The organism is Type-D symbiont of Plautia stali, from assembly GCF_001485335.1.
Taxonomy (GTDB): domain Bacteria; phylum Pseudomonadota; class Gammaproteobacteria; order Enterobacterales; family Enterobacteriaceae; genus Pantoea; species Pantoea vagans_C.
This window is the reverse complement of sequence record NZ_BBOC01000014.1, coordinates 38,697-50,909: the sequence shown is the minus strand read 5'-3', so window position 1 is coordinate 50,909 and position 12,213 is coordinate 38,697. Positions and strand designations below refer to the sequence as shown.

The 12,213-nt window shown below is 59.4% G+C and carries 14 protein-coding genes; all 14 read right to left on the bottom strand.

Features of this window, described 5'->3' with window-relative positions; translation table 11 throughout:
• Positions 1–72: 72 nt before the first annotated feature.
• Entirely contained in the window at positions 73–312 is a 240-nt protein-coding gene (repA, locus tag PSSD_RS06695; protein ID WP_058970088.1) for a replication regulatory protein RepA, read from the bottom strand.
• Positions 313–451: 139 nt separating this feature from the next.
• Positions 452–985: a phospholipase D family nuclease gene (locus PSSD_RS06690; RefSeq protein WP_058970086.1), complete on the bottom strand. Its 534-nt coding sequence runs from the start codon at positions 983–985 to the stop codon at positions 452–454.
• Positions 986–1,020: 35 nt separating this feature from the next.
• Complete coding sequence (locus tag PSSD_RS06685) at positions 1,021–1,644, bottom strand: hypothetical protein (RefSeq protein ID WP_058970084.1); 624 nt, start codon at positions 1,642–1,644, stop codon at positions 1,021–1,023.
• Complete coding sequence (locus PSSD_RS06680; RefSeq protein ID WP_058970081.1) at positions 1,641–2,108, bottom strand: macro domain-containing protein; 468 nt, start codon at positions 2,106–2,108, stop codon at positions 1,641–1,643. The genes PSSD_RS06685 and PSSD_RS06680 overlap by 4 nt, the downstream gene beginning before the upstream one ends.
• Before the next feature lie 257 nt (positions 2,109–2,365).
• Positions 2,366–3,070, bottom strand: a complete 705-nt coding sequence (locus tag PSSD_RS06675) for a hypothetical protein (RefSeq protein ID WP_058970079.1) — start codon at positions 3,068–3,070, stop codon at positions 2,366–2,368.
• Positions 3,071–3,089: 19 nt separating this feature from the next.
• Positions 3,090–5,282, bottom strand: coding sequence for an F-type conjugative transfer protein TrbC (trbC, locus tag PSSD_RS06670; RefSeq protein WP_058970077.1), 2,193 nt, complete (start codon positions 5,280–5,282; stop codon positions 3,090–3,092).
• A complete protein-coding gene (locus PSSD_RS06665) occupies positions 5,272–6,414 on the bottom strand; it encodes a thioredoxin fold domain-containing protein (RefSeq protein ID WP_235589189.1) in 1,143 nt (380 codons plus the stop codon). Before PSSD_RS06665 ends, trbC begins: the two co-directional genes overlap by 11 nt.
• Positions 6,415–6,424: 10 nt before the next feature.
• A complete protein-coding gene (locus PSSD_RS06660; protein WP_235589188.1) occupies positions 6,425–7,594 on the bottom strand; it encodes a secretion/conjugation apparatus DotM-related subunit in 1,170 nt (389 codons plus the stop codon).
• 145 nt (positions 7,595–7,739) lie between these two features.
• Positions 7,740–8,423 (bottom strand): plasmid IncI1-type surface exclusion protein ExcA, encoded by a 684-nt coding sequence (excA, locus tag PSSD_RS06655; RefSeq protein ID WP_058970071.1) that lies wholly within the window; start codon positions 8,421–8,423, stop codon positions 7,740–7,742.
• A 66-nt stretch (positions 8,424–8,489) separates the two neighbouring features.
• Positions 8,490–10,628: a DotA/TraY family protein gene (locus tag PSSD_RS06650; RefSeq protein WP_058970070.1), complete on the bottom strand. Its 2,139-nt coding sequence runs from the start codon at positions 10,626–10,628 to the stop codon at positions 8,490–8,492.
• 83 nt (positions 10,629–10,711) lie between these two features.
• Positions 10,712–11,005, bottom strand: coding sequence for a hypothetical protein (locus PSSD_RS06645; RefSeq protein ID WP_058970067.1), 294 nt, complete (start codon positions 11,003–11,005; stop codon positions 10,712–10,714).
• Positions 11,006–11,081: 76 nt separating this feature from the next.
• Positions 11,082–11,285 carry an Hha/YmoA family nucleoid-associated regulatory protein gene (locus tag PSSD_RS06640; RefSeq protein ID WP_058970066.1) on the bottom strand — a complete coding sequence of 68 codons (204 nt, stop codon included), beginning with the start codon at positions 11,283–11,285 and terminating at the stop codon, positions 11,082–11,084.
• Positions 11,286–11,372: 87 nt separating this feature from the next.
• Complete coding sequence (locus tag PSSD_RS06635) at positions 11,373–11,789, bottom strand: hypothetical protein (protein WP_058970064.1); 417 nt, start codon at positions 11,787–11,789, stop codon at positions 11,373–11,375.
• A 22-nt stretch (positions 11,790–11,811) separates the two neighbouring features.
• Positions 11,812–12,210 carry a hypothetical protein gene (locus PSSD_RS06630; protein ID WP_058970063.1) on the bottom strand — a complete coding sequence of 133 codons (399 nt, stop codon included), beginning with the start codon at positions 12,208–12,210 and terminating at the stop codon, positions 11,812–11,814.
• Between the last annotated feature and the right edge of the window lie 3 nt (positions 12,211–12,213).

Below are 12,213 nucleotides of genomic sequence, written 5' to 3'. Positions count from 1 at the left end.
AAACCAGGAACTTAATTGCGAGCTAATGTATCACCACGGGTTTGCACAATCAATTTCCGTGAATAGTCACCCTCAAAAATCGTGATTCTTACTGGCTTCTATAAGCCGTTCAATCGCTTCACCCTGCGTCAGTCCGGACTCTTTACAAATCTCATCCAGTTTCTGCTTGGTGCTGTTATGGATAAACACGTTAAGTGGAGAATGTGTTTCACGCTTACGTGCGACTGAACGCATCTTACGCTCCCTGACGGTGAGGGGCGCTTTGCGGGAAGGTTTTACCTCAGATTGAGTTGTATTTTCAGTCTGCGGCATACGAGCCTCCAGCATTTCTAAAACGAATTGGCTGAGAATACTACAGATCCCTTAAATCAGCGACTTAACTTTACAACGGCGAGCAGACTGCGTTGGCGCACAGTCTGGCCAGAGAGGTGATGTAACGTGCGGGAGGTGATCAGTAGGTGGACTGCCAGTCCTTACCCCCGTCCCATCGGGACTGCCAGTGCGCCAGATAAGTCTGTGCGAGCGCCGGTACGCCCCGAACAACCAGCGCGTTTTCGGAGTTGGACTCCGCCGCGCTGCGGGTGTAATTGAAGGATCCGAGCTCAACGTTCTGCCCGTCCGTGATGATCACCTTGTCGTGCATGATCTTGTACTGGCTGTTGGTACGCAGCGGTATGCCGGCATTCACCACCACATTCATAGCCGCCTGACTTGCCTTGCTCCGGTTACCTTTGTCATCCACGACCACCCTGACGTCCACGCCGCGACGCTTTGCCGCGACCAGAGACTTCACCACTTCAGGCGAGGTAAAGCTGTAGCCCATCAGGCGTATGCTTTCGTGCGCTTCATCCAGCGTACGCAGCACCAGCTGCTGCGCGCTGCCTTCGGGCGAAAATCCGGCGTCGATTGAGGGCGCCGCGACGGCCGCACCTGTGGAAAGCGTCAGCCACAGCGCGCTGGCCACGATTCGTGCATTCAGTTTCATTCCAGTTCCTTGTTAATCCCGCCATAGCCGGCGGGTCAGTTCATAAACCATGATTCAAAGCTGTCGTGCGTTATCTCCACGTCACACCGACACAGACAGACATCGCCATAGCCGCCATCATGAGAGGCCGCATACCGCGCAATTGCCCGGGCGTCCTGCACGTCCATAACGGTCGCAATGAGACGATCGCTCTGCATTTCCGTAATCCGGTAGCGCCCGGTATCGGGCATGACGGCCGGCTCATAAACGAGGCTGGCCGTGGAGTCTCCCCGCCATGGCCAGCTTACGTATCGCAGTCCTTCGTACTCCGCTTCGCTGACATGCAGCGCCTGCAGCTCAGCCTGTTCGGCGGCCTGACGGTCATCTTCGCGCATTTGCACATGGAGTTTGTGCGCCCACTGAAGCTCAGTCATCCAGGCCGGAATGCTGATTTCGCAGGCAATGCTGTTTATCGCATCGAGCACTTCAGCGCAGTACGGACTCAACGGTACACCGTCCACGTCATAACTGGTCACCACGAAGGCGGCGATGGACAGCGCCTGCTCCGCGTCATCGCACAGCCCCCCCTTCAGCCGCATTGTGGCACGCGAAACCAGAAGGTTACCCTCGTGCCAGGCGAGCAGATGCAGGATTTTCCAGGAGGAATGGCCGGTATTCATGGGCAGCGACTCCCGTCCCACAACACCACTGACAATTCGCAGGCGCTTCCCGAAGCCTCTGCAGCGACTCTGATGGCGCGCAGGCTCTGTTCCGTTGTCAGGCCACCGGTGCCGGCACCAATCAGCGGCATCGCCATTGAGGCTAAACCCCGTTCATCTGCCAGCGCCAGCGCGGACGCCGTGCATCGGGAAACGATCGATTCCGAGCTGCGCCACAGCAGGTTCAGCCCTGCCACGTGGATAATGGGTTTATTGAGCACGCCGCCGGCAGTCAGAACGGCGCTGCCAGGGTTGAGCCAGCCGTGACGGGCCAGCTCACGAAACGGTGCCGGGCCCGCAGTTTTCTTCAGCTGAGCAGTCACGCCGCCCGGATGAAACAGCCACCGGGGAAAGAGGTTCACGTTCCAGGGGTTCACAATGCAGGCGGCGTCATGCGCCAGCAGATTGCCGGTGACGATGTTCATGGGGTGTCCTTGAGCAGGAAAAGCAGTTTCAGGGGAGAAGGTAAAAAAAGAGGGTCCGGGAGGACCCTGCTAAACAGCTGTCAGGGAAAAGTATGTTTGTATGGAGTTCTTTCACCGGCGGGCCGGCTGATAAAGGATATCGGTCAGCCCAGGCAAAACCTTAGCGCCATACGCATATTTCAGGTCAGCCGTGTGCGTAAGGCGTTCCATGTCCCGCTCCGCATCCCTGACCTCCGTCAGCTGCGCGGCAAGGTCGGTCACGCCCGTATACGGGGTGTGGCAGGCGCGCCGGCAGCCGCATCGCAGGAAAGGTGTAAGCCATCAGTCAGCCACGCGTCAAAGCTCATGTGAGTCGGTTTCTCAGACGTTTCGCTTATCAGCACGTCCCCGAGCCCGCCGTTGACCGATACGGCATAGCTGGCAAGATGCCTTGCCATATACATCGACGGAAGGATAGCCACTTGCCGGCCGCAGCCGGGCTCCGTAACGCTGAAACAGTGCTTTCCTGAAGCGCCCACCTGGACATACACACTGGCGTCGACTGCATCACTGCGATGGGGCACGGGCTGATACTCAATGCCGCCGTAGCAGATATTCTCTGGGACATTGTCATCGCCTTCCTGCGCTGTCTGCCAGGCACCTGACTCGTAATCCACGGCCCAGATCCACTCCCGTGCATCGATTTGCCACGCCAGCTGCTCAACGCTGATGGCCAGCATTGCGCAACTGAGGTTTAGGGCGGGTCTGATGCTGTATCCCACCCGGACAAATTCGATGCCGATGAAGGCAATTTCAGTGCGTTCGCTTGCCGTAAGATGCCCCCGCACTCTCTGAGCCGCCGCGATGGCCATCAGGCGCCCTTCCATCCCGGCAAGCGTATGAAGATGCCGCCAGCCCTTGATGCACACGGAATTCTTATCAGAGACCCGGCGTGTATTTCCGGGCCTGGTTTCAGTCATCATGTCTGTGACCTCTCAGTTGTCAGGCTTCCTGTGACGCCGCTTTAACAGGAGCCAGCGCCACGTAGTTCTGCGCCGCCTGTTCGATGGCATCGCGGCCCGCACCCAGCAGACGCGGCTCGCGCAGGCGCACTTTATATCCACGCCCGCGGACCGGCAGGCTGGCCAGCACCATGTTCCAGAGAACTGCCGACCGTACGGCTGCTGCCGGCGATCGTTTCCAGCTGAACTCACACTCCAGATCAAACTCACAGACGGTGGCCAGCGCCGGGTCGGTCAGCACCAGCCGGCGGGTATCCTGCAGACCGGGCTCAGCATCGAGAACACGCAGGATGTGCTGTACACGATCGGCGCGCACATAGCTGCGGCGCTCGCGGTACGGCATGGTGGCCAGCAGCTGCTGCTCTGACGGTGGACTGACTTCAACAAACCGGTTTATCCGCACTGCATCCTGCGCAAATTTGTCGGCATCTTTGATATAGAGCGAACTGCCGCGGATGACCTGCCCCCGGAACAGCGTGATGTTTTCGCCCTCCTGCAGTGCCTGAATCTCATCGACGTCGACCTTTTTCTTCTCGCTCACCTGCAGACGGGTGTCATCGTTCCAGCCGCTGCCGAGAATGCCGGCCTGCTGCACCATGCTGCCCATGTGCGCGCGGTACTCGGTGCCCGCCATCAGTTGAAGGATTTCCAGCGTATCCTTGGGATCGCGGATAATGCCGGTGATTCGCGTGCCCATGTTGGCGATCAGCGTCCACACCGCATCGCCCGCAGCCGTCTTCAGGCGCTGAACCTCCTGACCGGCCAGCAACAGGCAGTAACCCAGCGAGCGGATCTGCGTGGCCAGCTCGCCGAGTTTCTCGCTGTAGCCTGCGCCGACCTCGTCAATGATCCACAGAAACGGGAAGCGGTCCTTATACCGGCGCACCTTCATGTTTTCCTGCGGACGCCCTTCAATCTTCTCGCCGAGATCCTGGCTCAGGATCATGGCCAGCTGCGACTGATAAAGGCGGCCGAGCGTTGAGCTCTCACTGGAGGACAGCTCCAGCGCCGGCACCAGCACGATCAGGATGCGGTCATTGTGCACCACGTCGCGCAGATCGATGTCGCCGGCGTCGCGCGCGAATACGTGACCGTAGGTGTCGTTAAACAGGCTCAGCATGCGGGTGAACTGCTGCATCAGGTAGCCGTGCTGGCGGTTCGCCTCCGGGTCCCACTCCGACGGCGTGGCCACCTTATCGATATCGAACCCGGAGAGCGTGTCGAGGTAGTTCTGCAGCACGTGGCGGATTTCCTCATGCCACTGCTCCTCCACCGCCTGGATGTAAAGCCCGGCGATTTTGCGCAGCGGCAGGTGCTGCTGAATGGTCCGCTGGGACAGCGTCGTGCCCTCGCGGCGGCATTTGTAGACCAGCGCAAAAATCAGCGCCTGGTTCATCGCCTTGGCCTTTTCCTGCCATTCGCCGCCGCTGCTGCCGGTTTTGGGCAGCATGGAGTCCATCAGGTTCACTATGTAGGTTTCCTGCGCCAGCCCGAACACGGAGGTGGTGTTGGTCTCAGGCCTGCCTTTGACGTTGTCCAGCAGTTGCTGTGCGCGGGAGCTCCCGCCGGTGATAAAGTTCATCACCCGCAGGTCGTCCTCGCGGCCGAAGCGGCGCGCCATGGACATCGTGGAAAGCGCCACGTCGTTCTGTGCCTTGTGGTCAGAGAGGATCATGCCCTTGCCCCAGCACATCGCGTTGAACACCCAGCCCAGCAGCGTCTCCGTTTTACCGGCGCCGGTGGTGCCGAACATCAGCACGTGCCGGGTCAGGTCGTCCATAGAGAGCCACAGCTCACGCCCCGCATCTTTGCCGCGCAGGTACCCTGCGTACAGGATGCCGGCCGCGCGACCGGTATGGATACGGACGCTGGCCACCGGCAGAAAGCCCAGCACCTTCGCCGGTACCTGCCGCTCGGTGGACGGGTCGTCGCGGTTCATGTCCATCGGCATGCGCATCGGCATCTTCCAGCGGCCGGCCGGCGCCACGACCACCGACCAGAACAGCAGCACCGGCAGGCTCAGCAGCAGCGTAGCGGGCCAGACAATACCGGCAACCATACCGGTCAGCATGCCCCAGACCAGCGTCCCGCCCTCGCTGAGCATATCCGTCAGCCAGGAGCGGCCGACGTGCCGGTTTACGCGCGCGCTATCCAGCGTGGAGTTATTTTCCATCACGGTCCCCTTCGTTCAGAAATGCCATCAGCGCCGCCGGCGAGCTCAGCACGCTCTGCGGCACGTAGCGGCCGTCGTTACTGATGGTCCAGGGCGTGCCCGGCAGGCGGTAAGCCCTGAAAGCCACCTCGTTGACGCCAATCGCCCCGCGTGCGATTTCGGCCTGCCGCTCGTCCGCGACCGCCGGTGCGGCCTGTGCGGTGCCCGGCACGCCGATACCGGCGTCGGCCGCAAACAGCTGTTTCCATGCGGCGGATCGTTCAGCTTCCGGCAGCGCCATCACCGGCGTCAGCGCGTTTAGTGACGCCTCGCGCCCCTCGATGGTGACCGGGAATATCACCACGTTGACGGCACCGGCGGCGGTTTCAAAGTGGCGCTCCATACGCTGACAGTTCGGGCACGCCGGGTCGGCGAAGACGTAAATGGTGCGCGCGTGGCCGGATGACAGCGGCACCGTAAACAGCCCGCGTGACGCCGCGCTGTGGAGTTTTGCCGGCAGCTCAGCGCGCACGCTCAGGGGCAGGTCCCAGCCGTCGGCTGGAATCTCAGCGGCCGGCATCTGTGGCTGGGGACGCGGCTGTGGCCGGAGCGGAAGAACAGCGCTCACATCATTTTCCTGTGACGGCATCACGGTCCTGACGCCGGGTTCAACGGGCATAGCGCTGGCTGGCTCCGGGGGGCGAAATACTGTACGGGTATCCACTGTAGTGAGCAGACGGGGGTCTGGCGTGGTAAACAGGTGGAATGCTATTGAACTGCCAACAAGCAAAATTCCTGCCAGACAGGCCAGTGTGGCCGTAAAACCGAGCTTTCTGAATTGCCCGCGATCGATACGCTTACTCTCTACAGTGGTCAGCAGGGTGGTAATGCAGTGGAGCAGCTGACCGGCATCTTCACCCCGGTAAAGCGGCGTCAGTGCGTCGTGAGCGTTCTGAGCGTAAAGCCCGTCACTGTGCACCACAAACCACGGCATCTGACGGAGAGAACAAAAGAACAGCATGCTGATACCGCTTCCCGTCGGCGTCACGAATTCCGCGCCCCACTGTTCCTCAGTCTGACAGCGGCGGACACTCAACAGGTCTCCGGTGATTTCGGCCACAAACGGGCCTTCTCTGTGCGTAATGCTCATCATCAGTTCCTTATCAGCGCACGCCGGCGCTGTCTGTAAATTCATCTTCGCCCGCGTCGGGCAGATACAGTGCGTCCGGGAACGGCACTTCGCGCTCCCGTTTTGAGCGTGCCGTCCGCGCGTCGCGCGGGTATACGAGCCCCAGCGTTTCGAGCTCAAACTGGAGGCCGGTTATCGCCTCGTCGGTCATCAGCGGCGGGCGCGGCAGCCCCAGCCTGACGGCCATCTGCTCCGCGCGCGCCTGCGCGACGATACCTGCGCCCTCCACGAATACCTTTGCGGTGTCAGCGCTGTGCAGGCCGTACCATAACGTCCGGTCGCACCCTTTGAGCCAGCGGAAGCGCGCCGGCGGCAACCTGAGATCGCGTCCATACAGCCCCGCCAGCGCGGAGCGTACCGTGCCGTGCCTCTTCAGCCACTCGCTCACGCCCGGACAGGCAAGCACCCTTGCCACCTGCGCCTCCGGTATCTTCCAGTCGGGCACGCTGTGGAACACCGGTGTCCGGAACAAACTGCGGGTCATGCAGGACCGGTTTAAATCGTCCAGCAGGGTGGTCGCGGCAGCGCGATCATCCGCAAATACCTGCAGGCCGAACACGGCAAAGAGCGCGCGTTCGTGCGGCAGCCACTGGTCCGGTGACGTCATGGCCGGGCCGGTCTGCGCGTCAAACACCGCGCGGGCGGCGTCGCGGTCCAGCACCCGCCGCTTAATCAGGCCATGCTGCTCCGCAAACTCCTCGGGCTTCAGCGCCCAGGCATTTTCCGGCGTGGTGTCGTTCATCAGCCCGTCACCGCGATGACCGGCAAGCACAGGAATTACGGAGGGAGCGAACGTAGCCATCACGCGGGGCAGCGAGTGAATGTCGATCGCACGACGGCTGCGGAAGCCCAGCGCGGGGTGACGCGCCAGCGCCCAGCCAGTCACGGCTATCAGCGGCACCATCGGGACAAACAGAATGCCGGCGGTGGCGTTGAGCACGTTCTGCCATTCGCTGAGGGTGACAGACTCTGCGCCGTTGCCCGTCGCGGCCAGCAGGTTGATGCGCTCGGCGGCGTAGCGGTGGATGTGCGGGAAGTCCGCCATGCGCCACAGCCAGTAAAGCAGCCAGCAGCTCCAGCGCACGAAGTCGGAAAAAAAGAGCCAGCACAGCAGCGCCGTGAGGCCAAGGGCGATCATCGCCATGGCCGGCTCATTACTGCCGGCGGCGTTCGGATGATGGGAGTGCATGTGAAGTTTCCGGAAGCGGAGACGGGAAGCCCGTCAGACTGCAGATAAGAAAACACCGGCGCGTGGCCGGTGTCAGAGGAAAAGCGTCAGGATGTCAGCGTCAGGCTAAGTTGGCGGCCTGCGGTACCACCACGTTGTGCTCAAATTCCACAAAGCGGCTCTGGATGCCAACGTGCATCGGCCACGGTTCCTTCGGGAATGGCTCGGAATAACTGTTGTGGCTCATTGCTCCGAGCGTGTTCAGCAGCAGGCTGGTCACCGTCGGATGCGCGTTAATGCTCAGCTCCGGCACGTCAGGATTCTTTGTCTTGATACGCAACGTACTGCCTTCCACTTCGCTGCCCGTCCAGTCATCCATGGTGAGGCCGATTACGTCCACAAATCCCTTCTTGACCATGTGAATGTAGAGCATGGTGCCGTGTTTCGTATCGATTCCCAAATACTTACCGCGACCCGCATCAAGCACTTGGTGCTGCTTCTGCGGGCTGAAACGTTCATTGCTGGTCAGAAGAGCGACAATTTTCTGAAGCTTCTGCCGTTGTACTTTTTTAGCATAAAAGCGAAACGCCAGAGGCAGTATGATTGCCGTCCATATCAGCAAAGAAAACAAATGAAAATCGCCTCCGAGGCGCCCAAGGTCTCGTCCTTGAGCTTCACCTTTAAGGATAAATAAAGAAATCAATCCGAAGCAAAATAATGCTGGTAGCGCCAGATAATAATAAACAAACTTTATCATGACCCATGATTTATCATATTTAGAATCAGTGCGTTGTATTTTATGCATGGCACCCTCCTGCCGCAATTCCTCTGATTAAATTATACGCAGTGCTGTAAATAAAGCCAGGTATAATTACTTCACGCCGTCTTCTTTATTCGGCCCTTCAGAGTTAGTGACTTTCTGCAAACCCGGCGTTCTTCGGGTGCCGCCGCCAAACGCGCCGAACATCCCTTTGACGTCATCGACCATTCCACCCATGATACCGGCCATACCTGCACCACCGAGGAATGTAATAACATAATCTGCCAGCGTGGCCTGCAGTCCGAATACGCGCGTAACACCAAACGTTGCAATGCGTGCATACATCATTAGCCACCCTACCAACTTTACTAACCCCATAATCGAATCTGCATTAGCATTAGCTAGCGCGGGACCAAACAATAGATTCAGCAGCGTACCGCCCGCCATTACGGCGACGGACGCAAAAAAGAATCCCAGCACCATTAGGGACGGACGTAGCATCATGTCAATCAGGAATATATAACCGTATGCGCTGCGGCTGCCCTTGTCTTCCTCGGCACCGAGGTGAGTTGCAGACCACATTGGGCCAGCTGCACATCCCACCATGACGCTGACTATCCAGTTAAATACTCCAACCATCCAGTACAGGAACGGTACTGCTGGCAGAAAAACTGCCAGAGAAAAACCAACCGCAAAGAGCAGAAGCATCAGGAAGTAAAACGGTGGTGAAAGCTCCGTTAGAACATCTTTAACCACAGCTCCAGGATTAACAAACAGCAGGCTCCCAACTTTACCTAACACTGAATTATCTGCCGTTGATGCAGCGGCTAAGGTGAGTGTATAAGCGGCCATAGCCGTTTCAGTAGTACCCAGTGTGTAATCCCCAATGGTCTGCATTTGGATCAGAGGATTTACTTGGTTGTTGAAATTAGCTGACGAGCTTAGATTTTGAGTTGCTATCCAGTTGGTCATTACTTGTACAGGGCTGCTAAAGAAACTTACAAAAACAGCATTTGGGTCTGTGGCATTAAGCGCAGCACCGTCATCCTTAGCCGTCTGCGACCCCAGCGGCGCGGTATAGGTGCTGTTCTGCACCTGCGACCGGTAGGCCGTGAACACCTGGTGATACAGGTCGCCGGTGCCCGTTTCCCCGTGCAGGCTTGCGCCTGACGTCACCGGTGCCGCGTTGGCCACCTCGTTCGTCTTGCTGTTGGCCGTCGCAAACGTGTTGTACCAGGCACCCAGCGAAATCCAGCCGTAGGTTTTGAGCTGAGACGTCAGCTGGCTCTGCAGCGAGTCCTGATAGTTCAGCTGGTTCAGCGCGTTGTTGACCGTGGTTTCATACGCGGCCGCCGCGTTCTGAATCGACGTCTCCGGGTCGCTCAGCGTACCGGTGTCCTGGTCACGCTTGCTCAGGTACGCGTCGACGTAGGCCTGCGCGGCGGCATCGAGCGTGGCCTGCATCGTATCAAGCGCGCCTCGCTCCGCAGTAGTCACGTTCGCCGTGTTCACCGCGTCCCCGAACAGGCTGTCGAGCACGCCCGACGACGGCTCTGGTATGCGGGCGCTGCCGCACAGTGCGCTGCCGTTGCCGGTGGTGTAGTCACCGTTGCCGCCCTTCGTTTCCATCAGCGCCGTGCGCGCCTGCCCGTCCTGGTAGAGCGAGGACAGCTCGCGATTGGTGGCGTACTTGCACAGGTTCATTTCAAACACGGCACGCGCCGCCGATCGCGTGGAGGGTGCCGTGGGCTGCACGACCAGCGACATACCGCTGCTTATCATGTCGGCGGCCTTGTCGGTCAGCAGGTTGGCGCTGCCGATACCCATGGTGGAGGCCGCCCACAGCATCACCAGCTGCGACAGCGACCAGCCTGACGCAGTGGGGATAAGCGTGATAAAGCCGGCGAAGCTCATGACGGGATGCAGCATCGAACGGCCGGCGCTGAACACCTTGCCGTCCTGACCGCCCTTAAACAGCGTTTTCAGCGTCACAATAAGGAACCATGCCAGTGCCACCGTACACAGCACGCCGTTCAGCAGCGCGAACAGCGAACCGATGAGCGTGGCCTGCCCGGGCTGGAACGGGGAAATCACCACATCGCCGAATATCATCACCAGCGCCTGACGGGAAAGGTCTCCGGTCTTACTGGCGGCGTCGCTGATGGTCTGGTAGTCCACGCTGTCGGCAAACGCCGGGCAGGACGCGGCGCACAGCAGAGCCGCCGCCTGAATTTTTGTCAGTAGCTTCATGAGTTACCTGCGGGTCAGGAGCTGACCGGATAGGAAAGAGTAAGTAGGCGCCGCCTCTTTGCGGCCGGGTCAGGAGGGCGGGTTCAGCGACCGGAGCGCAGGGCAGCAGCATCTCGCAGGACGAGTGCCAGATGGTGCTTAAAGAGGTCTGCCGCACTGCACATCAAAGAAAAAATGACGAAAACCGCAGTCAGCGGAAGCGCCATCGCACAGGCGCCGCCGATTAATACCAGGTAGACAAGAATAATCCAGCCTTCCGGGGGTAAGCCTCCGGAGAAAGCGGCGTCGACCAGGGGTTGTGCCTGCGCTCTGCAGAGACACATGAGAAGCACTACGCCGCCCACCCGGGCGATAAAGCTCAGTGTTTGTTTCAACATGGTAAGGGTTCCTGCATGGACCGGTACTTTACCGGCTGATGGAGTGCCGCCCTGTGGGACGGCTCATGAAGAGGAATTACTTCACGTACTGCCAGACGTGTTTGGGTACGCGGTCAAACAGCTTGCCGGCGGCGAGCTCGGCCTTACGGTGGTCATAGGCCGATGTCATTGCAAATTCTTCATCTGCCTCGCCGGTATAGCTCAGGTGCTCGTAAACCTTCTCCAGCGTCTCCAGATTCTGGTATCGCCGGAACTTCAGCAGCCATTCGGTTCGTGTCATCGTGTTCTCACTGGTGGGATATCAAAGCGAAGCGGAATAGTGACGCAAAAAAGATGCATACAACAGACTGAATAGACTCAATTTAATTCACTTTTTTGCGTGAAGATTATGGTATTCGGTAACAAATCTTTCCACGGCTTCCGGCTCAAAAAGCAGCTGCCCGGCCGCCCTCAGGGCCACAGGAAGCCTGATTCCACTTATGCGCTTACCGCTACTCACCGCCTGCCAGAGCACCAGAGGCGGAATGTCCGCCTTACGCGCAAAGACATCAAGCGGTACTAAATTTTTACCGGGAACCGCGGGTGCCGCCTCAGGCGCACGGGCGTGCCAGCGTTCGACGAATTCGGTAGCCTCAGCCTGATCGAACATAACGGCCGCACCCCGCACCTGATGTCGGGCGGGCAACGGCATACCGTCAAGCGTTCCGCTGGTGCGCACCGCGTGAAGCAGCTCGCCGGGCCTGACTCTCAGCAGGCCGGCAAAGACATCGAGTCGTATGTACATTGTTCCTGTCCTCCGGAATTCACTATGTGCTCAGCAGGCGCCACACCCCGTAAAGCAGGCCGGCCACGATTAAGAGGATGCTCATCCCTGCAAGGCTCGCGACAGTCCGTTCAGCAATAAACCGTGCGTAAAAGCTCCGTTCCCCCGTCACGAAGTCCGGCAGCAGCAGGTCAATGGCAGAGGCAACGGGCTCAAACGTTTCCGCCGCAGCACCGGCGGCCTGCAGACGGCCGCTGACCGAGCTTAACGCTTTCACAGCCTTAAAACAGAGCGGGCTGACCATGGTGGCATCCCCCTCACGACTTGCCCGCCGGGCGCTGTGCAGCAGGTCCATAATATGTTCGCGATCGTGCCCCAGCTCTGCCCCGTCCAGCAGGGTGATGACCCGGATAAGTCGCTGTTCGCGTTTCCTGTTTCGCATGTC